The organism is Kribbella sp. NPDC003557 (assembly GCF_040610805.1).
In the GTDB taxonomy this organism is placed as follows: domain Bacteria; phylum Actinomycetota; class Actinomycetes; order Propionibacteriales; family Kribbellaceae; genus Kribbella.
On record NZ_JBEXMY010000008.1, the window covers coordinates 180,229 to 203,239 of the forward strand.

23 protein-coding genes, 1 pseudogene and 1 riboswitch are annotated in these 23,011 nt (G+C 70.1%); of the genes and pseudogenes, 18 read left to right on the plus strand and 6 right to left on the minus strand.

Features of this window, described 5'->3' with window-relative positions:
• Nucleotide 1: 1 nt before the first annotated feature.
• The 4 genes from ABZW60_RS32355 (at nucleotide 2) to ABZW60_RS32370 (ending at nucleotide 4,335) form a co-directional block, all read left to right on the plus strand.
• Nucleotides 2–1,096 (plus strand): exo-alpha-sialidase, encoded by a 1,095-nt coding sequence (locus ABZW60_RS32355; RefSeq protein ID WP_355483324.1) that lies wholly within the window; start codon nucleotides 2–4, stop codon nucleotides 1,094–1,096.
• Nucleotides 1,093–1,356, plus strand: a complete 264-nt coding sequence (locus tag ABZW60_RS32360) for a MoaD/ThiS family protein (RefSeq protein ID WP_355483326.1) — start codon at nucleotides 1,093–1,095, stop codon at nucleotides 1,354–1,356. The genes ABZW60_RS32355 and ABZW60_RS32360 overlap by 4 nt, the downstream gene beginning before the upstream one ends.
• Nucleotides 1,357–1,411: 55 nt before the next feature.
• The gene (locus tag ABZW60_RS32365; protein ID WP_355483328.1) at nucleotides 1,412–1,957 is read left to right on the plus strand and encodes an AAA family ATPase; all 546 of its coding nucleotides are present in this window, start codon (nucleotides 1,412–1,414) and stop codon (nucleotides 1,955–1,957) included.
• 119 nt (nucleotides 1,958–2,076) lie between these two features.
• The gene (locus tag ABZW60_RS32370) at nucleotides 2,077–4,335 is read left to right on the plus strand and encodes an MMPL family transporter (RefSeq protein ID WP_355483330.1); all 2,259 of its coding nucleotides are present in this window, start codon (nucleotides 2,077–2,079) and stop codon (nucleotides 4,333–4,335) included.
• 12 nt (nucleotides 4,336–4,347) lie between these two features.
• On the opposite strand, the gene ABZW60_RS32375 is transcribed toward ABZW60_RS32370, so the two are convergent.
• The 3 genes from ABZW60_RS32375 to ABZW60_RS32385 all read right to left on the minus strand — a co-directional run bounded on the left by ABZW60_RS32375 (nucleotide 4,348) and on the right by ABZW60_RS32385 (nucleotide 6,680).
• Nucleotides 4,348–5,253 (minus strand): 5-aminoimidazole-4-carboxamide ribonucleotide transformylase, encoded by a 906-nt coding sequence (locus ABZW60_RS32375; RefSeq protein WP_355483332.1) that lies wholly within the window; start codon nucleotides 5,251–5,253, stop codon nucleotides 4,348–4,350.
• An 18-nt stretch (nucleotides 5,254–5,271) separates the two neighbouring features.
• Nucleotides 5,272–5,346: riboswitch (ZMP/ZTP riboswitch) on the minus strand.
• A gap of 5 nt (nucleotides 5,347–5,351) precedes the next feature.
• On the minus strand, nucleotides 5,352–6,080 hold the full coding sequence (locus tag ABZW60_RS32380; RefSeq protein WP_355483334.1) for a class I SAM-dependent methyltransferase: 729 nt from the start codon (nucleotides 6,078–6,080) through the stop codon (nucleotides 5,352–5,354).
• Between the two features lie 75 nt (nucleotides 6,081–6,155).
• Nucleotides 6,156–6,680 carry a CHAP domain-containing protein gene (locus ABZW60_RS32385; protein ID WP_355483336.1) on the minus strand — a complete coding sequence of 175 codons (525 nt, stop codon included), beginning with the start codon at nucleotides 6,678–6,680 and terminating at the stop codon, nucleotides 6,156–6,158.
• 417 nt (nucleotides 6,681–7,097) lie between these two features.
• Here ABZW60_RS32385 and ABZW60_RS32390 point away from each other — a divergent pair, with 417 nt between their 5' ends.
• The 5 genes and pseudogenes from ABZW60_RS32390 to serA all read left to right on the plus strand — a co-directional run bounded on the left by ABZW60_RS32390 (nucleotide 7,098) and on the right by serA (nucleotide 13,554).
• Complete coding sequence (locus tag ABZW60_RS32390) at nucleotides 7,098–8,849, plus strand: acetolactate synthase large subunit (protein ID WP_355483338.1); 1,752 nt, start codon at nucleotides 7,098–7,100, stop codon at nucleotides 8,847–8,849.
• A pseudogene (gene ilvN, locus ABZW60_RS32395) lies at nucleotides 8,849–9,352 on the plus strand (acetolactate synthase small subunit); the annotation flags it as partial. The gene ABZW60_RS32390 and the pseudogene ilvN, both read left to right, overlap by 1 nt.
• A gap of 165 nt (nucleotides 9,353–9,517) precedes the next feature.
• Nucleotides 9,518–10,537, plus strand: a complete 1,020-nt coding sequence (gene ilvC / locus ABZW60_RS32400) for a ketol-acid reductoisomerase (RefSeq protein ID WP_355483769.1) — start codon at nucleotides 9,518–9,520, stop codon at nucleotides 10,535–10,537.
• A 183-nt stretch (nucleotides 10,538–10,720) separates the two neighbouring features.
• Nucleotides 10,721–11,836, plus strand: coding sequence for a serine protease (locus tag ABZW60_RS32405; RefSeq protein WP_355483340.1), 1,116 nt, complete (start codon nucleotides 10,721–10,723; stop codon nucleotides 11,834–11,836).
• A 119-nt stretch (nucleotides 11,837–11,955) separates the two neighbouring features.
• Nucleotides 11,956–13,554 (plus strand): phosphoglycerate dehydrogenase, encoded by a 1,599-nt coding sequence (gene serA, locus ABZW60_RS32410; RefSeq protein WP_355483342.1) that lies wholly within the window; start codon nucleotides 11,956–11,958, stop codon nucleotides 13,552–13,554.
• 168 nt (nucleotides 13,555–13,722) lie between these two features.
• Here the strand turns inward: serA and ABZW60_RS32415 are convergent, their stop codons facing one another.
• The gene (locus tag ABZW60_RS32415) at nucleotides 13,723–14,289 is read right to left on the minus strand and encodes a class I SAM-dependent methyltransferase (RefSeq protein WP_355483344.1); all 567 of its coding nucleotides are present in this window, start codon (nucleotides 14,287–14,289) and stop codon (nucleotides 13,723–13,725) included.
• Between the two features lie 146 nt (nucleotides 14,290–14,435).
• On the opposite strand from ABZW60_RS32415, the gene ABZW60_RS32420 reads away from it, so the two are divergent.
• From ABZW60_RS32420 to ABZW60_RS32430, 3 genes are all read left to right on the plus strand, one after another.
• Nucleotides 14,436–14,591, plus strand: coding sequence for a hypothetical protein (locus ABZW60_RS32420; RefSeq protein WP_355483346.1), 156 nt, complete (start codon nucleotides 14,436–14,438; stop codon nucleotides 14,589–14,591).
• Nucleotides 14,588–15,637 (plus strand): 3-isopropylmalate dehydrogenase, encoded by a 1,050-nt coding sequence (locus ABZW60_RS32425; protein ID WP_355483348.1) that lies wholly within the window; start codon nucleotides 14,588–14,590, stop codon nucleotides 15,635–15,637. The genes ABZW60_RS32420 and ABZW60_RS32425 overlap by 4 nt, the downstream gene beginning before the upstream one ends.
• A 71-nt stretch (nucleotides 15,638–15,708) precedes the next feature.
• Nucleotides 15,709–16,800 (plus strand): branched-chain amino acid aminotransferase, encoded by a 1,092-nt coding sequence (locus ABZW60_RS32430; protein WP_355483350.1) that lies wholly within the window; start codon nucleotides 15,709–15,711, stop codon nucleotides 16,798–16,800.
• A gap of 45 nt (nucleotides 16,801–16,845) precedes the next feature.
• Here the strand turns inward: ABZW60_RS32430 and ABZW60_RS32435 are convergent, their stop codons facing one another.
• Together ABZW60_RS32435 and ABZW60_RS32440 are read right to left on the minus strand one after the other, a co-directional pair.
• Nucleotides 16,846–17,319 (minus strand): hypothetical protein, encoded by a 474-nt coding sequence (locus ABZW60_RS32435; protein ID WP_355483352.1) that lies wholly within the window; start codon nucleotides 17,317–17,319, stop codon nucleotides 16,846–16,848.
• A 40-nt stretch (nucleotides 17,320–17,359) separates the two neighbouring features.
• Entirely contained in the window at nucleotides 17,360–17,827 is a 468-nt protein-coding gene (locus ABZW60_RS32440) for a hypothetical protein (RefSeq protein ID WP_355483354.1), read from the minus strand.
• Nucleotides 17,828–17,945: 118 nt separating this feature from the next.
• On the opposite strand from ABZW60_RS32440, the gene ABZW60_RS32445 reads away from it, so the two are divergent.
• The 6 genes from ABZW60_RS32445 to ABZW60_RS32470 all read left to right on the plus strand — a co-directional run bounded on the left by ABZW60_RS32445 (nucleotide 17,946) and on the right by ABZW60_RS32470 (nucleotide 22,943).
• Entirely contained in the window at nucleotides 17,946–18,344 is a 399-nt protein-coding gene (locus ABZW60_RS32445; RefSeq protein ID WP_355483355.1) for a hypothetical protein, read from the plus strand.
• Nucleotides 18,345–18,585: 241 nt separating this feature from the next.
• Nucleotides 18,586–20,175: a citramalate synthase gene (gene cimA, locus ABZW60_RS32450; protein ID WP_355483357.1), complete on the plus strand. Its 1,590-nt coding sequence runs from the start codon at nucleotides 18,586–18,588 to the stop codon at nucleotides 20,173–20,175.
• On the plus strand, nucleotides 20,172–20,408 hold the full coding sequence (locus ABZW60_RS32455) for a hypothetical protein (RefSeq protein WP_355483359.1): 237 nt from the start codon (nucleotides 20,172–20,174) through the stop codon (nucleotides 20,406–20,408). The genes cimA and ABZW60_RS32455 overlap by 4 nt, the downstream gene beginning before the upstream one ends.
• Before the next feature lie 52 nt (nucleotides 20,409–20,460).
• Nucleotides 20,461–20,913 carry a MarR family transcriptional regulator gene (locus tag ABZW60_RS32460; RefSeq protein ID WP_355483360.1) on the plus strand — a complete coding sequence of 151 codons (453 nt, stop codon included), beginning with the start codon at nucleotides 20,461–20,463 and terminating at the stop codon, nucleotides 20,911–20,913.
• 100 nt (nucleotides 20,914–21,013) lie between these two features.
• On the plus strand, nucleotides 21,014–22,354 hold the full coding sequence (locus ABZW60_RS32465; protein WP_355483362.1) for an MFS transporter: 1,341 nt from the start codon (nucleotides 21,014–21,016) through the stop codon (nucleotides 22,352–22,354).
• 10 nt (nucleotides 22,355–22,364) lie between these two features.
• Nucleotides 22,365–22,943 (plus strand): isochorismatase family protein, encoded by a 579-nt coding sequence (locus ABZW60_RS32470; protein ID WP_355483364.1) that lies wholly within the window; start codon nucleotides 22,365–22,367, stop codon nucleotides 22,941–22,943.
• Nucleotides 22,944–23,011: the final 68 nt, after the last annotated feature.

The window sequence follows — 23,011 nt, forward strand, 5'->3', positions numbered from 1 at the left end:
GATGTCCGACGCCGTACTGCTGATCGGGACCAAGAAAGGGCTCTGGATCGGCCGGAGCGACGCTGCCCGCAAGGACTGGCAGCTGGACGGACCGGTGCCCGAGTTCGAGATGCAGGGTGTGTACGCCGTGGGCATCGACACCCGTGGCGACCGGCCCCGCCTGTTCGTCGGCGGCACCAGTGAGCACTGGGGTCCCGCGGTCTTCCACTCCGACGATCTCGGCAAGAGCTGGGCTGAGCCGCCGGAGGGCTCGATCGGGTTCCCGGAGGACGCCGACGCGTCGCTGGAGCGCGTCTGGCAGATCCAGCCGGGGCCGGCCGGTCAACCTGGCGTTGTGTACGCCGGCTCCGAGCCGCAGGCGCTGTGGAAGTCGACCGACGGCGGAGTGACGTTCGAGCTGGTCCGCGGCCTGTGGGACCACCCGCACCGGTCGGAGTGGGGCGCCGGGTTCGGTGGCGCGGCGATCCACACCGTGCTGCCGCACTCGACCGACCCCGACCGGATGAGCGTGGCGATGTCGACCGGCGGCGTCTACCGGACCACCGACGGCGGCGCGACCTGGTCGCCGGCGAACCAGGGGATCCAGGCGAAGTTCTTCCCGGACCCGTATCCGGAGTTCGGGCAATGCGTCCACAAACTGGCCGCGCACCCCGACGCGCCCGAGCGGATGTTCGCGCAGAACCACCACGGCGTGTACCGGTCGGACGACGCCGGCGGGATCTGGAAGTCGATCGCGGACGGCCTGCCGTCGGACTTCGGGTTCCCGATCGTCGTGCACCCGCACGAGCCCGAGACCGTGTACGTGTTCCCGCTGATCGCGGACGCGAACCGGATCCCCACCGAGGCGAAATGCCGGGTCTACCGGTCCCGCGACGCCGGCAGCACCTGGGAGCCGCTGTCCGCCGGACTGCCCGACATCTCCTACGCCCCGGTGCTGCGGGACGCGATGTCGACCGACACCGCCGACCCCGCCGGGGTGTACGTCGGCACGCGGGACGGCTGCGTCTACGCGAGCGCCGACGCCGGCGACAGCTGGACCGAGGTCGCCCGCCACCTGCCCGACGTCCTGACCGTGCGCGCCGCGGTGGTCGGATGATCGGCGTCCGCCTGCCCACGGTGCTCCGTCCGTTCGCGGGCGGCGCCGAGCGCGTGGAAGTCGAGGCCAAGACCGTGGCCGAGGCGTTCGCCGCGCTCGATGCACCGCTGCGCCGGCGGCTGACCGACGAGCGGGGCGCGATCCGCCGGCACGTCAACATCTACCTGGGCGACGACAACATCCGCGATCTCGACGGGGTGCGGACGCCGCTCAGCGACGGCGACGAGCTGCTGATCCTGCCCAGCGTCGCGGGCGGCTGACGCCCGAAAACAAAAGACTGCACTTCCGGGCGCCGCTTGGTTAGCGTCGGGCGGCATGAGCAACGTCCTCCTGCTGACCGGGCCGTCCGGATCCGGTAAGACGACCGTGGCGCGCCTCGTCGCGACCGACGCGTCACGGCCGACCATGCACCTGACCACCGACGAGTTCTACCGCGGCATCCGCACCGGGTTCGTCGCGCCGTACCTGCCCGGCGCGCAACACCAGAACGAGGTGGTCGTCGACGCGATCGTCGCGACCGTCGCCGTCTATGCCCGCGGCGGGTACGACGTGGTGGTGGACGGGGTCATCGGTCCGTGGTTCCTGCCACCGTTCCGGGCTGCGGCCGCGACCGGCACGTGGACGATGTCGTACGTCGTCCTGCGCCCGGATCTCGGGACGACGTTGCGGCGCGGGCAGGCCCGGCCGCAGCCCGAGCTGACCGACGTCGACGCACTCACCGGTCTGCACGGCGCCTTCGCGGACCTCGGCCCGTTGGAGCCGCACGCACTCGACACCACCCGGCTCGACGCGGAGCGAACCGCCGCCGAGGTCCGCAATGCCGTTGCCTCGGGCTCCTACCTGCTCAACGCCAGCGACTGAGAACAGTCCGTGACCGTCCGCGCCGAGGGGTTGTGGCCCGGACCGGTCAGTTCTAGATTCGCCGATGGGGGCCGACGGTCGGGCCGTCGCTGGGGGGTGCCCGGGGGGAGGGGCACCCTATGCATGCGTTTCTGCACCGGCTCGGGCGCGGAGCGGCACATTTCCACTGGTTCGTGATCGCCGGCTGGCTGGTGGTCGTCGTCGGGCTGTTCGGCCTCAAGTCGGCGTTCGGCGGCACCTATGTCAACAACTACACCGTTCCGGGCAGTGAGTCATCCGCTGGTTTGAACATCCTGAACAAGGACTTCAGCACCGCCGGCGGCTACTCGGGCTCGATCGTGTTCCACGCGAAGACCGGCACCGTGGCCGAACACGCGGCGCAGGTCAAGTCGTCGATGGACGCGGTCGCCGAACTGCCCGACGTGGTCAGCGCCGTGGACCCGCTGGCGACCTCGCAGGCGGCGTACATCTCCAAGGACGGCAGCATCGTGAACGCGCCGGTCTCGTTCTCGGTGGTCCCGGCCTCGCTCGACAGTTCGTACCTGGACAAGCTCGACGCGGCGGTCGGGCCGGCCCGCGCGGCCGGCCTCCAGGTCGAGTACGGCGGCGGCGCCGGGCAGATCGGGAAACAGGCCGACGACCTGTTGTCGGAGGCGATCGGCCTCGGACTCGCGCTGGTACTGCTGTTCCTGATGTTCCGGTCGATCGTCGCGGCCGGACTCCCGCTGCTGGCGGCGGTCTTCAGCGTCGGCGGCGGACTGGCGATCCTCGGCCTGCTGGCGGCCGTGAAGCAGTTCCCGGTGTCCGCGCCGACGGTCGCGACGTTGCTCGGCCTCGGGGTCGCGATCGACTACGGACTCTTCCTGGTGTCACGCCATCGTGAGCAGCTGGACGACGGGATGAGCGTGGGCGAGTCGGCGGGACGGGCCGCGTCCACCTCCGGTGCGGCGATCCTGGTCGCGGGCGGGACGGTCGTGATCGCGATCCTCGGCCTGTACGTATCCGGCGTACCGTTCGTCGGCGCGCTCGGGCTGTCGTCGGCGATCGTGGTCGCCGTCACGGTGCTGGCCGCGCTGACGCTGATCCCCGCCCTGCTGGGACTCGCGAAGCTGATGGTCCTGAACCGCAAGGACCGGCATCACCTCGCCGAGGAACGCGAGCTCGAGGCCGGTCTCGCGGACGAGTCGGCGATCGCCGAGCACCGCGCGGAGGAACACGAACGCCGGGACGCCAAACACGAGCAGAGCGCGTTCGCGCGCTGGGGGCGCATGGTGAGCGCCCGGCCCTGGCCGTGGGGCATCGCCGCCACGGTGGTGCTGCTCGTGCTGGCGATCCCGCTGCTGTCGATGAACCTCGGCCAGCTCGACGCCGGTACCGACCCGGCCGAGGACTCCAGCCGCAAGGCGTACGACCTGATCGCGCAGGGCTTCGGTCCGGGGGCCAACGGTCCGCTGACGGTCGTCGTCCAGCTCGAGTCGGTGAGTCCGGCCGACAAGCAGTCGGTGCTCAGCGGGCTCGCGTCGACGCTGCAGACGACCCCGGGCGTGGCCGCCGTCCAGCAGCCGACCACGAACAGCGCCGGGACGACCGCGATCATCAACGTCGTCCCGACCACGTCGCCGTCGTCGGCCGAGACCGAGGACCTGATCAGCCGGATCCGCGACGACGTGCTGCCCGCCCAGAAGGAACCGACGTACGTCGTCGGCACCACCGCCGGGTACGTCGACTTCACCGAGAAGGTGGGCGGCCGGATGCCGTGGCTGATCGGGGCCGTGGTGCTGCTCGCGTTCGTGCTGCTGACGGTCGCGTTCCGCTCGCTGCTGATCGGGGTGAAGGCCGCGATCCTCAACCTGTTGTCGGTCGGGGCCGCGTACGGGGTGATCGTCGCGGTCTTCCAGTGGGGCTGGGGATCGTCGCTGGTCGGCATCGACGAGAAGGTGCCGATCCCGTCGTTCGTGCCGATGCTGATGTTCGCGATCGTGTTCGGGCTGTCGATGGACTACGAGGTGTTCCTGCTGTCCCGGGTGCACGAGGCCTGGATCGCGACCCGGGACAGCCACCGCGCGGTGGCGATCGGGATCGGCGCGACGGCGCGGGTGATCACCACCGCGGCCGCGATCATGGTCGTGGTCTTCCTGAGCTTCGTCCTGGACGACGACCCGACGGTGAAGATGCTGGCGGTCGGCATGGCCGTGGCCGTCCTGATCGACGCCAGCATCGTCAGGATGATCCTGGTCCCGTCCGTGATGACACTGCTCGGCCCGCGGGCCTGGTGGCTGCCGCGCTGGCTGGACCGCATCGTGCCCGACATCCAGCTCGAGGGCGGGCCGCCGCCGGCACCCCCGGCCCCCAGGGAGAAGGTCGGCTCGGCCCCCTGATCAGTGCCGTGATCAATGGCGGAACAGCCGTACGCCGGTCGGGGACCAGGTGATCCCGGCCGCCGTACAGGCTGCCGCGACCTCGGGTGAGCGGATCGAACCGGCCGGCTCGGCGATCTGCGCGACGCCGTAGCGCTGGGCCTCCACCACGTTGTCGGTGAACGGCAACGCGCCGTCGGAGACCATCGACACGCCGGTCAGCGGATCGGCCGAGTGGCGGGCCCACCACAGCGTCGCCTTCTCGCCGGCGAGGCGGGTGCAGTCCACCCGTGACTGCTGCCCGGCGCCGACCCCGATCGTCATCCCGTCCTTCACGAACACGACGGTGTTGGACTGGGTGTACCGGGCGACGATCATGCCCAGCAGCAGATCACGCGCGGCGGCGTCCGGCACCTCGTCGGCCAGCAGGTCCCGGGTCAACGGCCGTGCGTCGCGCGTCTGCGACAGCCGGACCCCGAACAGCTCGCGGACCTCCTCCGCGGGCGGTTCGAAAGCCGGGTCGACCTCCAGCACGAGGTAGGTCCCGCGCTTCTTCGCGGCCAGGATCTCGACGACGCCCTCGTCGTACCCGGGCGCGATGATCCCGTCCGACACGACCCGTTTCAGCACCGCGGCCAGCTCGAGGTCGACCGGATGCGAGACCGCCACGAAGTCGCCGTACGACGACTTCGGGTCGGCGTCGCGGGCCCGGGTGTATGCCTCCGCCGCCGTCTCGCCGATGGCTGCGCCGGCGGGGGAGACGTGCTTGTACGACGCAGCGGCCGGCTTTCCGAGCGTGTGCGCGGCCTCCCGCACCAGTTGCCAGCCGGTCAGGGCGTCGAGGATGTTGATGTACGACGGTTCGCCGGCGACGACCGTGAACGGCGGGTGCTCGAGCGTCGCCGTCTGATGAGGGTTCGTTCCGTACCGCAGGCGCATCGGGACCTCCGAGTCGATCGGAGGCGCCCAGGCGGACGACGCCCTGTACTTTCGCTCCCTGGTGGTGATCCACCCTCGCCAGTCGCGGTACGGCCAGACTACTTCGTGGCCCGGACGACCAGCAGCGCCGCGTCCGCGGTGAGCGGCTGCCCGTGCCACCCGCTGTCGATCGTCACGTCGGTGAATCCGGCCTGCAGCAGGTCGGTCGTGATCTCCTCGGCCGACCGGAAGTACAAGACGTTGCGGTAGACCGCGTCGTGGCCGTCCGGGAACACGTTGTGCGCGTCGAACACCACCCGCCCGCCGGCGATCTCGATCAGCTCGAGCCATTCCTTCAGATGTCCGAACGCCGTGTCGCGTTCGCCGTACGTCGCCTCGCTGGTCCACTGCGCCCACGCGCGGGCCGCCGGGTTGCGCGACTCGAACGCGAACATCCCGCCGGGACGCAGCGCGGCGGCGAGGGCGGTCGCCGCGGCCCGGTGGTCCGCGACGTGCATCATCGTGTTGCCGCTGCTGACGACGAGATCGGCGTCGCCCGCGGGCTCCACCACCCGGTGGTCGCCGTCGATCCAGGTGACCGCGTCGGCGCCCGGCTGCCGGCGCGCGTAGCCGAGCATCGTCGGGCTCGGGTCGATGCCGATCACCGCCCGGCCCGGTGTGGCCAGGGAGCGGGTCAGCATGCCGGTGCCGCAGCCGAAGTCGATGACCTTCGTCGCACCCTCGGCCAGCGCCCGGTAGTACGCGTGGTCGTCGCCGGGCGGGTTGTCCAGGTCGTAGAGATGCACCAGCTGCTCGTCGCCGTACGGATCGTCAGTCACCTTTCGCATGCTAGGTCCTGCCGCGGACCAGGCAGTTGGGGAGCCGGTGCGGGGGACGAGTTCCGCACCGGCTCGATCAGGGGATCAGACCGCGGACACCCAGGCGTAGATGTCGGCGGGGCGACCGGCGCTCTCGGCGTGCTGCGGATCGAACGGCCCGTGCTTGCGCACCTCGTTGTCCGAGTTGCCCTCGACCGTGGTGATCCTCCCGTCGGTGCCGACGGCAACGACCACGCCGGTGTGCACGCTGGTGTCGGTGTTGTCGGGACCGGTGCCGTAGAGCACGATGTCGCCCGGCTGCATCCCGGTGTCGCCGTCGTGGGTGCGGCTCTTGCCCTGGCCCCACGTGTAGATGTCGCCGGTGAAGCCGTAGTTGGGGATGTCGATGCCGGCCTGCCGCCAGGTCCAGGTGGCGAAGTGCGCGCACCAGGCCTCGCACGGTCCGTACGGATTGCAGTTGCTGCCCGGCGGCGTCTCCTGCTGGCCGATCTCGCCGTTGGCGGCGTTCACGATGGTCGTCCGGGTGTCGGCCGCGGTGGCGGTCAGCGACAGTGATCCGCAGAGGGCGACGAGAACTGCCGCCACGAGCAGTCGTACCGAGAGGCGCATGGGTCACTCCGATCTGGAGAGGGGGCGGTGGAAACCTTCGTGCGCGCATCCTCAGTATGTGACTGATTTACCTCACAGAGCCATTGCGGCGGCATCAAGTTACCGACACGCTGTTCGTAAGACGGCCGTCCCAGATACTGGGACGTGGGCGGGTCCAACTTGACCCGGTCGCCGGGTGTCGGCGAATAATGCCTACATGCGATCGATTCTCCTCGTACTTGTGCGGCGCGCCGACTGACGCGACCACTGAGTCGAGCGCGCCCCTTCAGCCAACCCGGCGGAAGGGGTTTTTTGTTGCCAATGCGACTATCCGTGACCCGGAAGCGCAGTGACAACGGCCACAAGCGAGGATGGATCGGTCGCGAGCAGTGCAGCTTTTTTAGGCAAAACAGCGTGACTGACTGAGGGAAGGCACTCATGAGTGAGCAGCTGACCGGGGCACAGGCTCTGATCCGCGCACTGGAACATGCCGGGGTCGACACCGTCTTCGGCATCCCGGGCGGCGCGATCCTCCCGGCGTACGACCCGATGCTCGACTCGACCCAGATCCGCCACATCCTGGTACGTCACGAGCAGGGCGCCGGCCACGCCGCCCAGGGGTACGCCGCGGCGTCCGGCAAGGTCGGCGTCTGCATGGCCACCTCCGGGCCGGGCGCCACGAACCTGGTGACCCCGATCGCCGACGCGTACATGGACTCGGTGCCGCTGGTGGCGATCACCGGTCAGGTCGCGAGCGCCGCGATCGGCACGGACGCCTTCCAGGAGGCCGACATCCGCGGCATCACGATGCCGATCACCAAGCACAACTTCCTGGTCAACGACCCGGACGAGATCGCCACCACGATCGCCGAGGCCTTCCACATCGCCTCCACCGGCCGGCCCGGCCCGGTGCTGGTCGACGTGACCAAGGACGCGATGCAGACCAAGGGCGTCGACTTCCAGTGGCCGACCGAGCTGTCGCTGCCCGGCTACCGGCCGGTGACCCGCCCGCACCCGAAGCAGGTGCGGGAGGCGGCCCGCCTGATCGCCGCGGCCGAGAAGCCCGTGCTGTACGTCGGCGGCGGCGTGATCCGCGCGCAGGCCAGTGTCGAGCTCAAGGACCTCGCCGAGCTGCTCGGCATCCCCGTCGTCACCACGCTGATGGCCCGCGGCGCCCTGCCGGACACCCACGAGCTGCACTTCGGGATGCCCGGGATGCACGGCTCGGTGTCCGCCGTCGGCGCGCTGCAGCGGTCCGACCTGCTGATCTGCCTGGGCGCCCGGTTCGACGACCGCGTCACCGGCCGGCTCGACTCGTTCGCCCCGGAGGCGAAGGTCATCCACGCCGACATCGACCCGGCCGAGATCGGCAAGAACCGGGCCGCCGACGTGCCGATCGTGGGTGACTGCAAGGAGGTCATCACCGACCTGATCGCGGCGCTGCGCACCGAGATCGCGAACACCGGCCGCACCCCGTCGTACGACGCCTGGCGCAAGCAGCTGGACGCGGTCCGCGCGCGCTACCCGCTCGGGTACGACGAGCCCGAGGACGGCACGCTGTCGCCGCAGCACGTGATCAAGCGGATCGGCGAGATCGCCGGACCGGACGCCGTCTACACCGCGGGCGTCGGCCAGCACCAGATGTGGTCCGCGCACTTCCTGCCCTTCGAGAAGCCCGGCCACTGGCTGAACTCCGGCGGTCTCGGCACCATGGGGTACGCGGTGCCGGCCGCGATGGGCGCCAAGGTCGCGCGGCCGGACAAGACCGTCTGGGCGATCGACGGCGACGGCTGCTTCCAGATGACCAACCAGGAGCTGGTCACCTGCGCGCTCGAGGGCATCCCGATCAAGGTTGCCGTGATCAACAACCAGTCGCTGGGCATGGTCCGGCAGTGGCAGACGCTGTTCTACGACAAGCGGTACTCCAACACCGACCTGCACTCGGCCCGGATCCCGGACTTCGCCAAGCTGGCCGAGGCGATGGGCGGCGTCGGGCTGCGCTGCTCGGACAAGGACTCGGTCGACGCCACCATCGAGAAGGCGATGGCGGTCACCGACGCGCCGGTGGTCGTCGACTTCGTGGTGCACCGCGACGCGATGGTGTGGCCGATGGTCGCCGCCGGCGTCAGCAACGACGAGATCCAGATCGCCCGCGACATGGCACCGACCTGGGACAGCGAGGAACTGTGATGAGCAAGCACACACTGTCGATCCTGGTCGAGAACAAGCACGGTGTGCTGGCCCGGGTGGCGGCGCTGATCTCACGCCGCGGGTTCAACATCGATTCCCTCGCGGTCGGTCCGACCGAGCACCCCGAGGTGTCCCGGATGACCATCGCGGTCAGCGTGGACGAGCAGCCGTTGGAGCAGATCACCAAGCAGCTCAACAAGCTCGTCAACGTGATCAAGATCGTCGAACTCGAGCCCACGCAGACGGTCCAGCGCGAACTGCTGCTGGTCAAGGTCAAGGCGGACACCCTGACCCGCGGACAGGTGCTGGAGACCGTCCAGCTGTTCCGTGCGAAGGTGGTGGACGTGGCACCGGACGCGATCACCATCGAGGCGACCGGCAATCCCGAGAAACTCGAAGCCATGCTCCGGGTGCTGGAACCCTTCGGCGTCCGCGAGCTGGTGCAGTCCGGCATGGTGGCGATCGGCCGGGGCAGCCGCTCCATCTCCGACCGCACCCTGCGACCGGTCCCGGTGCCGCCGCCGCACGTCCAGTCCGGACCCCCGAACGTGCAGGCGCGACCTGCTGATCGCCAGCCTTCGCACCCGGTACCGGCGCCGCCGCCGGGCCGTACCGCCGCCGCCGTACCGAATCAACACTAAGGAGAAGTGCCCGAAGTGGCTGCTGAAATGTTCTACGACGACAACGCCGACCTGTCGGTGATCCAGGGCCGGCACGTGGCCGTGCTCGGCTATGGCTCCCAGGGCCACGCCCACGCGCTCTCGCTGCGCGACTCCGGCGTCGACGTCCGCGTCGGCCTGCCCGAGGGCTCGAAGAGCCGCGCCAAGGCCGAGGCACAGGGCCTGCGGGTCGTCACGCCGGCCGAGGCCTGCGAGGAGGCCGACGTCATCGTCGTCCTGGCGCCGGACCCGGCCCAGCGCAAGCTCTACACCGAGGCCATCGAGCCGAACCTGGTCGACGGCGACGCGCTGGTCTTCGGTCACGGCTTCAACATCCGGTTCGGCTACATCAAGCCGCCGGCGGGTGTCGACGTGTTCATGGTCGCGCCGAAGGGCCCGGGTCACCTGGTCCGCCGCGAGTACTCCGAGGGTCGCGGCGTACCGGTCCTGGTCGCGGTCGAGCAGGACGCCACCGGCAAGGCCTGGGACCTGGCGCTCTCGTACGCCAAGGGCATCGGCGGCCTGCGGGCCGGCGGGATCAAGACCACCTTCACCGAGGAGACCGAGACCGACCTGTTCGGTGAGCAGGCCGTCCTCTGCGGTGGTGTGTCGGCGCTGATCCAGGCCGGGTTCGAGACGCTGACCGAGGCCGGCTACCAGCCCGAGGTCGCGTACTTCGAGTGCCTGCACGAGCTCAAGCTGATCGTCGACCTGATCTACGAAGGCGGTATCGCCAAGCAGCGCTGGTCGGTCTCCGACACCGCCGAGTACGGCGACTACGTGTCCGGCCCGCGGATCATCGACGCGTCGGTGAAGGCCCGGATGAAGGAGGTCCTCGGCGACATCACCGACGGCACCTTCGCGGCCCGCTTCATCGCCGATCAGGACGCCGGCGCGCCGGAGTTCGCCGAGTTCCGCAAGCAGAGCGAGTCGCACCCGATCGAGGCCGTCGGCAAGGAGCTGCGCGGTCTGATGGCGTGGGTCAAGTCGCACGACGAGGACTACGTCGAGGGCACGGCCGCCCGCTGACGGACGCATCGTGGGGCCCGGACCATCCAGGTGGGTGGTCCGGGCCCTTTCGTTTGACACAATATGTGACGATTCTGGCGTGGAGTGGTAACGGTGGGGGAGGTGTGACCGGTGGAGGACGGCAGGAACGTCCCGCCGCGACCGCCGCGGCGGGTTCCGGCGGGCGCCGGGACACTCACGCAGATGGAGTCCCCGAGCCGCCCGGCGCACCCGTCCGAGCCGCAGCCGCGCGGTCCGTGGATCTTCGGCCGGGTCCTGGCCGGGTTCGTCGCCCTGCTGGTGATCGTCGCGGGCGGCGCCGGCGCGGGCTGGTACGTCCGTGCGCAGAGCCTGCGGATCGACACCGCCGCGGTGCTGACCTCGGCCGGCCCGGCCGTGGTCCGGGTGCTCGCGACCACCTGCGCCGGCACCGGTGAGGCCTCCGGCGTCCTGATCGACAACGGGCGGGTGCTGACCGCGGCCTCGGCGGTCGACCAGCCGAAGTCGATCGTCGTGGTGGCGCCGGACGGCCGGATCCGGCGCGCCAACCTGCTCGCCACCAGCGCGGACGGCGTCGCGATCCTGCAGTCGATCGGCTTCGACGAGACGCCCCTGCGGCTGCCGGAGGCGGACCTCGACCCCAAGGCCGAACGTGCGCTGGTGGGCTACACCGCCGCGGGCAAACAGGTCGTCAACGCGGTCGGGTCGGAGGCGGACCCCGAGCCGCTGAGCCAGTTCATGAACGCGGCCAAGCTGGGCAGCCCGGTCGTCAGCAAGTCCGGCGAACTCGTCGGCCTGATCACCGGCGACACGGTCCAGGCCAGCACGATCGTCCCCCTCACCAAACTCCGCGGGTACGTCGCCCAGGCGCCGTCGGGCGTCACGGTCGGAACTCTCGGGGACTGTCCGCAGTCCCGCGGTCCGCAGGGCGCCATCGCGCCGGAGCTGCAGGTCGCCGGTACGCCGCTCGCGCTGGAGGTGCGGCAGCTGCTCGCCAGCTACCTGACGCTGGAGAACCAGCAGGACTTCGCGGCGCTGCAGGCGCTCTACTCGCCGAGGTACGCCAGGGGCATGACCGAGGCCGTGGACCGGGAGAAGCACCAGACGACGTACTTCTTCAACCCCAGGATCACCGACCTGGCGCCGGACGGCTCGTCGGCGAGGATGGCGTACAACGTCATGTACTCGCCCAACGCGAAAGGCGCCGGCGGCCAGAACTGCAGCCGGCTGGACACGAGGTTCGCCCTGGTCAGGTCGCGCGGCAAGCTGGTCATCGACGCTACCAAGGCGCTGGGTGGCGCACCTGCCTGCGACACCTAATGACCGGCATCCGGGTCGCTCCGCGCGGCGGTTCGCGGACGCGGTACCATCGAGTCAGCGGGCACAGCGCGGTGCTCTGTTCTTGATGAGCCCCTACCGCTTCTGCAGGAGATTCCTCCATGACTGACGTAACCCGGCCCGTCGTCCTGATCGCCGAAGAGCTCAGCCCGGCCACCGTCGAGGCCCTCGGTCCCGACTTCGAGATCCGGCACACCAACGGCGCCGACCGCGCCGAGCTGCTCCCGGCCATCGCCGACGTCGACGCCATCCTGATCCGTAGCGCCACCAAGGTCGACGCCGAGGCGCTGGCCGCGGCGAAGAAGCTGAAGGTCGTCGCCCGGGCCGGTGTCGGCCTGGACAACGTGGACGTGAAGGCCGCCACCCAGGCCGGTGTGATGGTCGTGAACGCGCCGACGTCCAACATCGTCAGCGCCGCCGAGCTCGCGGTCGCCCTGCTGCTGGCGTCCGCGCGCCGCGTCCCGGCGGCGAACGAGTCGCTGAAGAAGGGCGAGTGGAAGCGCAGCAAGTACTCGGGTGTCGAGCTGTTCGAGAAGACCGTCGGCATCGTCGGCCTCGGCAAGATCGGCGTCCTGGTCGCGCAGCGGCTGGCCGCCTTCGGCATGAACGTGATCGCCTACGACCCGTACGTGCAGGCCGGCCGGGCCGCGCAGATGGGCGTCCGGCTCGCCACCCTGGACGAGCTGCTGGCGACCAGTGACTTCATCTCGGTGCACCTGCCGAAGACCCCGGAGACCATCGGCCTGATCGGCGACGAGCAGCTGCACAAGGTCAAGCCCGAGGTCGTCATCGTGAACGCGGCCCGCGGCGGCATCGTCGACGAGCAGGCGCTTTACTCTGCATTGAAGGAAGGGCGCGTGGCCGGCGCCGGGCTGGACGTGTTCGCGTCCGAGCCGTGCACCGACTCGCCGCTGTTCGAGTTCGAGAACGTCGTCGTCACGCCGCACCTCGGCGCGTCCACCGACGAGGCGCAGGAGAAGGCCGGGATCGCGGTCGCCAAGTCGGTGCGGCTCGCGCTGTCGGGTGAGCTGGTCCCGGACGCCGTGAACGTCCAGGGCGGCGTGATCGCCGAGGACGTCCGGCCGGGGATCGGGCTGACCGAGAAGCTCGGCCGGATCTTCACCGCGCTGGCCGGCGGCGTCGCGCAGCAGCTCGACGTCGAGGTCCGCGGCGAGATCACGCAGTACGACGTCAAGGTGCTCGAGCTGGCCGCGCTCAAGGGCGTCTTCGCCGATGTCGTCGAGGACAACGTCTCGTACGTGAACGCGCCGCTGCTGGCCGCCGAGCGGGGCCTCGAGGTCCGGCTCGTCACCGACCACGACAGCCCCGAGCACCGCAACCTGATCACGCTGCGCGGCACGCTCGCCGACGGCGCCCAGGTGTCGGTGTCGGGCACGCTGGTCGGCGTCCGGCAGTCGGAGCGGCTGGTCGAGATCGACGGGTTCGACGTCGAGATCGAGCTGGCCGCGCACCTGGCGTTCCTCACCTACGAGGACCGGCCGGGCATCGTCGGCCAGGTCGGCCGGATCCTCGGCGACGCCGACGTGAACATCGCCGGCATGCAGGTCAGCCGGGACCGCAAGGGCGGCAAGGCGCTGGTCGCGCTGTCGGTCGACTCGAAGATCGAGCCCGCGGTGCTGGACGACATCAGCGCCGCCGTCCAGGCCGACACCGCCCGCACGGTGGACCTCGAGGCGTAGGCGAGCATCTGGGGACTTTCCGCCTACTGCGCGGCGCAAAGTCCCCAGATACCCTCCAGTCACCCGAACGACTGATTTACTGAAGGCGGTCAGCCGCCCGCAGGCGCATGGCGGCTGACAAGGGCCCGAGCTCCATAGCTCGGGCCCGCTTCAGTTTCAGCGACAGTGCTAGTGGCGCGTGGCCAGGAGTACGGCGGCGTCGGGGGCGACCATCACCTCGACGGTGGTGAACCGCTTGTCCATCAGCCATTCCTGGCGCAGCGTGTCGACGCGCCCCTCGTACATCGGCGGCCAGACGGCCGACGGGGTGAAGTCGTCCAGGACGACGAACCCGCCCGGCTCGACGACGTCGGCGATGACGTCGCGGGCGGACAGCTTCGCCTCGCGGGCGTCCACGAACAGCAGCGCGAACGGCCCGCGCTCGATCAGTGCGGTCCAGTCGGCCGAAACGACCTCGATCCGCTCGTCGGCCGCGAACAGGTCCGCGACTGCCTGCGCGAGTTGCGGGTCGCTCTCCGCGGTGACGATGTTGGTGCCCTCGCCGGCGCCGCTGCGCAGCCACGCCGAGCCGACGCCGCAGCCGGTCCCGAGCTCACCGAGCAGGCCGGTCTTCGAGGCCGCGAGGGTGGCCAGCAACCGGCCGGTCTCGTTCCTGGTGGAGCTGACGAATCCGCGCCGGCCGGACAGGCTGAGGGCCGCCGAGACCAGCGGCGGCAGTTCTGGAGGAGCACTCACGGGGTGAGAGTCGCACAGGTCCGGTCCAGCGCCCGCACTGCGATCTCAGATATCGGGACAACCTGCCCGCATTGTGGAGAAATAGTCGGATGTGCGAGTAAATTCGTGCGCATCCTGCCGCCCACGACATCCTTGGGAGGAGCAGCATGTACGAGATGTATCCAGCCAACTGGCCCGCGATCGACGCCCGCGAGCGCAAGGCGACCCGGCGTCGCCGTACGGCGCGCCCGGCCGGTGACGAGGTCAAGGCTGTCCAAGAGGCCATGAACCGCCGCGACAATGGGGGAGAACCCAAGAAGTGAGCGAGAACAAGTTCTTCACGCTGGCCGTCGTCCCGGGTGACGGGATCGGACCCGAGGTGACCACCGAGGCGCTCAAGGTCCTCGACGCGGTCGCCGCGCAGCACGGCGTGACGTTCGAGCGGACCGAGTACGACCTCGGCGCGAAGCGCTGGCACGCCACCGGCGAGACGCTGCCGGACGCCGAGCTGGCGGAGATCCGCAAGCACGACGCGATCCTGCTCGGCGCGGTCGGGGACCCGAGCGTCCCGTCCGGCGTCCTCGAGCGCGGTCTGCTGCTCAAGCTCCGGTTCACCCTCGACCACTACGTCAACCTGCGGCCCTCGAAGATCTACCCGTCCGTCGGCTCCCCGCTGGCGAACCCGGGTGTCGTCGACTTCGTCGTCGTCCGCGAGGGCACCGAGGGTCCGTACGTCGGTAACGGCGGCGCGCTCCGGGTCGGCACGCCGGCCGAGATCGCCACCGAGGTGTCGGTGAACACGGCGTACGGCGTCGAGCGGGTCGTCCGCGACGCGTTCGCCCGCGCGCAGGCCCGGCCGCGCAAGAAGCTCACGCTCGTGCACAAGAACAACGTGCTCGTGCACGCCGGCCACCTGTGGAAGCGGACCGTCGACAAGGTCGCCGCGGAGTTCCCCGAGATCGCCGTCGACTACCTGCACGTGGACGCGGCGACGATCTTCCTGGTCACCGACCCGGCCCGGTTCGACGTGATCGTCACCGACAACCTGTTCGGCGACATCATCACCGACCTGGCGGCCGCGATCAGCGGCGGGATCGGGCTGGCCGCGAGCGGCAACATCAACCCGGACCGGACCGCGCCGAGCATGTTCGAGCCGGTGCACGGCTCCGCGCCGGACATCGCCGGCCAGCAGAAGGCCGACCCGACCGCGGCCATCCTGTCCGCGGCGCTGCTGCTCGAGCACCTCGGGCTGACCGAGGCGGCGCGGGCGATCGAGGCGGCCGTCGAGGCGGACATCGAGGAGCGCACCGGCGCGGCCCGGAGCACCTCCGAGATCGGCGACGCGATCACCAAGCGCGCGGCGGGCTGACCCGTCATGACGCCCTGTGACATCACAACTGGTTCTCGCATGACCAGTTCGGCTAGAGGTACGGTGCGGCTATGAGCGCCGATCTGCAGTTCACCGTTGAGCCAACCACCCAACCGGCCAGCGACGACCAGCGCGCCCAGATCCTGGCGAACCCGGGATTCGGGCAGTACTTCACCGACCACATGGCGATCGCCACCTGGACGGCCGAGAAGGGCTGGCACGACGCACGGATCACCGCCTTCGGACCGCTGGAGCTGTCTCCGGCGACCTCGGTGTTCCACTACGCCCAGACGATCTTCGAGGGGATGAAGGCCTACCGGCATCCCGACGACTCGATCCACCTGTTCCGCCCCGAGGCCAACGCGGTCCGGTTCCAGCGGTCCGCGCACCGGCTCGCGCTGCCGGAGCTGCCGACCGCCACGTTCCTCGACTCGCTGCACAAGCTGGTCGAGCTCGACAAGGCGTGGGTGCCGGGCGGCGGCGAGACCTCGCTGTACCTGCGGCCGTTCATGTTCGGCTCGGACCCGTTCCTCGGCGTCCGCCCGTCGGCCCAGGTCACGTACTGCGTGATCGCCTCGCCGGCCGGGTCGTACTTCGCGAACGGCGTGAAGCCGGTCCGGATCTGGCTGAGCGAGGAGTACACCCGCGCGGCCCCCGGCGGCACCGGCGCGGCGAAGACCGGCGGCAACTACGCCTCCTCGCTGCTCGCCCAGGCCGAGGCTATCGAGCAGGGCTGCGACCAGGTCGCGTTCCTCGACGCGGTCGAGAAGAAGTGGGTCGAGGAGCTCGGCGGGATGAACCTGTACTTCGTCCTCGACGACAACTCGGTCGTCACGCCGGAGCTGTCCGGCACGATCCTCGAGGGCGTCACCCGGGACTCGATCCTGAAGCTGGTCACCGACCTCGGCTACACGGTCACCGAGCGCAAGATCTCGGTCGACGAGTGGCGCGAGGGTGCGGCCTCCGGCAAGGTGAAGGAGGTGTTCGCCTGCGGCACCGCCGCGGTCGTCACCCCGGTCGCCTCGCTGAAGTGGAAGGACGGCGAGACCACGATCGGCGACGGCAACGGCGGCCCGGTCACCGCGGCCGTCCGCACCGCCCTCCTCGACGTGCAGTACGGCCGCGCCGCCGACCCGCACGGCTGGATGACCCGCATCGTCTGACGCAGTTCTTCGCAGCGGCCCGGCAGGACTCCCGCCGGGCCGCTGTCATGTGCCGCGGGTGATGAACCAGCCGATGGTGTTGACGACGGCCAGGATCAGCCACAGCCCGATCGCCAGCACCGGCGCTCCGGTCCACCAGACCTCGTCGTAGCTCCCCGACTCCGGCTTCAACAGCACGATCACGATCGACACGGCGAGTCCGGCGTACGCACACACGAAGGCGGCGAGCTTCGTCGGTGTCGCGAGGGCGACCAGCGCGAGGACGAGGTACGCGATGAACAGCAGATTCGCGGCGCTGCCGAGGATGTCCGCGTGCCGGACCATTCCGAAGCCGGTGAACAGCTGCAAGCCGCGGCCGTGGTCCCGGACCAGCCAGGTCGGCACCAACGTGATCAGCAACGCGAGCGCAGTGGTGTACCCGAGCAACTGGAACCGCAGTTGGTTGACCGGGTCCCGGTCGGCACGCGGTGGCAGCGGTGCCTTGAGTACGTCGAGGTTTGCGTCGTCCGGCTCGCTCACGATCGATCCCTGGTCATCGGGGGTGTTTCAAACGATCTTTTCAGGACGTGGTGTCAGCCTTGCGGTCCGCCCCGGCACGGGCGGCTCTCAGGGCGACGAGCGAGACGACGGTCGAGATGAACCAGAGGCCGAGGGCAACGATCGGCGCGCCGGTCCAGTCGGCGTGGATCCGGATGCTGCCGCTGGGCCGGTTCGCCAGCACGACGACGGTCACGACGAACCCGGCCACACCCAGCAGGACCGGGGCACCCTTCTCCGGGCGGGCCAGCAGGAATCCGAGCGCCAGCAGGATGTAGGCCAGGAAGAGACAGGTGCCCAGGGCCTCCATCGGCGACTTGCCCTCCGGGCTGAGCCCGAGCAGGCCGATGCCGCTGTAGAGGCTGAGGTCGTCGCTGAATTCCCGGGTGAGCCAGGTGGGTGCCAGCGCCGCCAGCAAGGCGACGCCGACGGCGAAGTTCATCATCCGGTAGTGCTGCGGGCCGAGCTCGCCGGCCGGAGCGTCGCTCACGGGGGTGTGTCCCTTCTCGAGGCGTCGGGGTCGCGGGCGAATTCACAGAATCTTTTCAGGTCTGCGGGTCGGACATCCGGTCGGTCGTCGGCTCGGGCGTTCGATAGTGTCTGGCGGCATGGGTGCCTTTCCGGGTGAGGTCGAGAAGTACTACGCGGAGCTCGCGGAGCGTCGGGAGTGGCCGGCGGAGACCGTCGCCGCGATCCGGTCGACCGTCGAGCTGATCCGGGACCTGGACCGCGGGACGGCGTCGCGGACGTACGGCGCGGCGGTCGACGACTACGGCACCGACTGGCTCTACGAGGCGGTCTGGCACGAGCGCGAGTGGGTCGTCGTCCGCCAGCTCGGCATGGGCGAGGACGGCGACGTCAAGCGGTACTGGTGGCAGCGGATCGAGGACGACGAGGGCATGCTCACCGACCAGCCGCTCGACCGCGAGAGCTGGGGGTTGCGCCCGCTGACCCGCGAGGACTTCTACACCGCCTGGGACGACCCGGGCTGGTCCCTCAGCGCCTGACTTCCGGGCCTGAACTCCGGGGCTGAACTCCAGTACGCGCCGGAGTACTGAATGTTCGTGATGCGAGACGGGGACCTCATGGTCCGGACATTGTGTGGCAGACTGCAAAACGTCATGAAGCACTATCGGGTGATTATTTCCTAGGCGCGCTCAGCCGGCAGTACCTGAGCGCGCAGACCTCTCGCACCTTGCGGGAGGTTTTTTGTTTGCCCGACAGACCCCTTCCGGAAGGTCGATCTCCATGAGTATCTCGGACGATTTCCACGTCTACGACACCACCTTGCGCGACGGTGCGCAGCAGGAGGGTCTGGCGCTGTCCGTGGCCGACAAGATCGCCATCGCGCAGTACCTGGACGAGCTGGGGGTCGGCTTCATCGAGGGCGGGTGGCCGGGCGCCGTCCCCAAGGACACCGAGTTCTTCGAGCGGGCGAAGACCGAGCTGCACCTGCGGAACGCGACGTTCGCGGCGTTCGGCGCCACCTGCAAACCGGCCTCGGCCGCCGCCGACGACCCGCAGGTGGCCGCGCTGCGGAACTCCGGCGCCGCCGTCGTCACACTCGTTGCGAAGAGCCACGACGCGCACGTCGAGCGGGCCCTGCGCACGACCCTCGACGAGAACCTGCGGATGGTCGCCGACACTGTCCGGCACCTCCGGGAGAACGGCCAGCGGGTCTTCCTCGACACCGAGCACTTCTTCGACGGCTACCGCGCGAACCGGGCCTACGCGCTCGAGGTGGTACGCGTAGCCGCCGAGGCCGGCGCCGACGTCGTCGCGCTGTGCGACACCAACGGTGGGACCCTGCCGCGGGAGCTGCAGGACGTCGTCCGCGACGTCCTCGAGTCGACCGGGGCCCGGCTCGGCATCCACGCCCACAACGACGGCGGCTGCGCGGTGGCGAACTCGATCGCCGCCGTCGAGGCCGGCGTCACGCACGTCCAGGGCACGATCAACGGGTACGGCGAGCGGACCGGTAACGCCGACCTGCTGGCGATCGTCGCCAACCTCGAGCTCAAGCGGGACATGCGACTCCTCCCGCCCGGCAACCTCGCCGACTCGTTCCGGATCGCGCACGCGATCGCCGAGGTGACGAACGTGCCGCCGTCGACCCGGCAGCCGTACGTCGGGCTGTCCGCGTTCGCCCACAAGGCGGGCCTGCACGCCAGCGCGATCAAGGTCGACCCGGATCTCTACCAGCACACGGATCCGGCTCGTGTGGGCAACGACATGCGGATGCTGGTGTCGGAGATGGCCGGCCGGGCGAGTGTCGAGCTGAAGGGCCGCGAGCTCGGGTTCGAGCTCGGCAACGACCGCGAGCTGGTCAGCCGGGTGACCGAGCGGGTGAAGGACCTGGAGGCCCGCGGGTACACGTTCGAGGCGGCCGACGCGTCGTTCTCGCTGCTGCTCACCGAGGAGGTCGACGGGAAGCGTCCGAGCTTCTTCGACGTCGAGTCCTGGCGGGTGATCACCGAGTCGCGCGCCGACGGGGAGGCGGTGTCGGAGTCCACGGTGAAGCTGGTCGCCGGCGGCGAGCGGGAGATCGTCACCGGCGAGGGCAACGGGCCGGTCAACGCGCTCGACCACGCGCTGCGGGCCGCGATCGAGCGGGCGTACCCGGTGGTGAACAAGTTCGACCTGGTCGACTACAAGGTCCGCATCCTCGACCAGGGCCACGGCACGGACGCGGTGATCAGAGTGCTGATCGAGACCGCGGACGGCGAGGGCTCGTGGGTGACGGTCGGCGTCGGCCACAACATCGTCGAGGCGTCCTGGGAGGCGCTCGTCGACGGCGTCACCTTCGGCCTGCTCCGCCACAAGGAGGTCGCGCGATGAGCCTGGTGATCGTCGAACGCGCCGTCACCACGTTCACCGCGCAGGTGGTCGAGGTCGAGGGTCTGCTGGCCCGGATCGCCGTCCTGCTGAACCCGTACGACGTCCGCGAGCTCGCCCTGTCCCTCGACGACCGCACCCTGCGGATCGTCGTCGAGGGCAACGGCTTCGACGCCGGCCGGGTCGCCGCCCGGCTGGAGAAGGTGATCGGCGTCCTCGAGGTGGTCATCAGCTGAAACTGATCAGTTCGAACTGGACAGTTCGGACTGTCTAATTTACCGTGGTCGGGTGAGCGAACGGATTTCCCCTTCGGCGACCCAGGCCGCCGGTGAGGTGCGGGTGGTGTTCGGGCGGGTCAAGCGGCGGCTCAAGGAGCTGGCCGAGACCGACGACCTGACGCCGTCGCAGTCGTCGGTGGTGAGCCGGTTGGACAAGGACGGGCCGGCGTCGGCCAGTGAGCTGGCGGCGGCGGAGCGGATCCGGCCGCAGTCGATGGCGGCGATCCTGGCCGCGCTCCGCGAGGCCGATCTGATCGAGCGGCACCCGGATCCCGAGGACGGCCGGCGGCAGGTGGTGTCGCTGACCACGGCCGGCCGGCATCGCCTGCAGGGCGACCGCAAGGTGCGGCAGGAGTGGCTGGCCCGCACGTTGCAGGACCACTGCACCGAGGCCGAGCGGCAGGAGATCATCAAGGCGCTCGCCCTACTGGACCACGCGATCGAGGCGGCGACCGGCCGTTGACCGGTGGTGCAGGCGGCCGGGCGTTGACCGGTGGTGCAGGCGATCGAGGCGGCGACCGGGCGTTGGCCGGTTGCCGGCGCGGCTTTCCGGCGGTCCCGCGGTGACGTCGCCGGAGCGGTTCGATCGGCGGCTGATCGCGCCGATGCTCGTCGGGTCGATCCTCAACCCGATCAACTCGTCGATGCTCGCGGTGGCGCTGATCCCGATCGGCGCCGCGTTCGGCGTACCGCCGTCGCAGACCGCGTGGCTGGTCACCGGGCTGTACCTGGCCACCGCGGTCGGCCAGCCCGTGATGGGCCGGCTGGTCGACCTGTTCGGCCCGCGGCCGCTCTACCTGTTCGCCACGTCGCTCGTCGGTGCCGCCGGCCTGCTCGGCGCGCTGGCCCCGAACCTCGGCGTCCTCGTCGCCTCGCGGGTCCTGCTCGGGCTCGGTACGTCGGCCGCGTACCCGGCGGCGATGTCCCTGATCCGCAGCGAGGCCGACCGGACCGGGATGGACACGCCGGCCGTGATCCTGAGCAGCCTGTCGATCGCGAACCAGGTGATCGCGGTGATCGGCCCGACGCTCGGCGGACTCCTGATCGGGCTCGGCGGCTGGCACCTGATCTTCACCATCAACATCCCGTTGTCGGTCATCTGCGTGGTGCTCGGCACGCTCTGGCTGCCGCGACGCGCACGCTCGCGGGGCGCCGGGGGACTGGACTACGTCGGCATCGTGTTGTTCACCGGCACGCTGGTCTCGTTGATGGTGTTCCTCATGCGGCCGCTCGTCTCCCGCTGGTACCTGCTCGTGCTCGCCGTCGCCCTGGGCGTGGCGTTCGTGATCGCGCAGCTGCGGGTCGTGGAGCCGTTCATCGACCTGCGCGTCCTGGGCGGCAACCGGCCGCTGATCATGACCTACACGCGGCAGGTGCTCGCGTTCGTCGGCGCGTACTCGTTCCTCTACGGCTTCACCCAATGGCTCGAGGAAGCGCGCGGACTCGGCGCGTCCGCGGCCGGCCTGCTCCTGCTGCCGCTGTCGCTCGCGGCGGTGGTCATCACCGCGCTGACCGGCCGGCGGGCGGCGATCCGCGGCAAACTCGTTGCCGGAGGCCTCTTTCTGGTGCTGGCCGCGATCGCCCAGCTGCTGGTCGGTCCGAGCACACCGATCTGGCTGCTCGCCGTGGTCGGCGTGATCGCCGGCGTACCGCAGGGGCTGAACAACCTCGCCAACCAGACCGCCCTCTACCAGCAGGCCGACCCGGCCCGGATCGGCTCGTCCGCCGGATTGCTGCGGACCTGCGTGTACGTCGGCGCGCTCGTCTCGGCCGCCGCGAACGCCCACTTCTTCCACAACGGCGCGACGACAGCCGGACTGCACGACCTGGCGATCTTCCTGCTCGTGGTGTCCGGCCTGCTCGTCCTGGTCACCTTCCTCGCCCTTCCCGCACAACCCGAATAGAGGTCCACTCGTGCCTGTCACCACCCTCGACCCCACGACGGCCCTGGTCGTCATCGACCTGCAGAACGGCGTCGCCGCGCTCCCGGGTACACCGCATTCGACCGCCGCCGTGATCGGCAAGACCGTCGAGCTCGCCGACGCCTTCCGGAAGCGTGACCTTCCGGTGGTGCTCGTCCGGGTCAGCTTCGCCGCCGACGGCGCGGACCGGCTGCCCGGCCGGACCGAGCAGCCCGCACGATCGGCCGGCGCGACACCGCCGCCGGGAGCCGATCAGATCGTCGACCAGTTGGCGGGCCACGCCGGGGACATCGTCGTGACCAAGCGCAACTGGGGCGCGTTCCACGGCACCGACCTCGACGTCCACCTGCGCCGGCGCGGCATCACGCAGATCGTGCTGACCGGTGTCGCCACCAGCATCGGCGTCGAGTCGACCGCGCGGGCGGCGTACGAGCACGGCTACCACGTCACGCTCGCGACCGACGCGATGACGGACCTGTCGGCCGACGCCCACCAGAACTCGCTGACCCGGATCTTCCCGCGCCTCGGCGAATCCGGCACCACGGCGGAGATCCTCGCCCTGCTCGCCTGACATTTCGCGTTTTCGTTGCCCGGCGGGAGACGGCGGGGCTAGCGTCGCGATCAGTCCGAGCGTAGGAG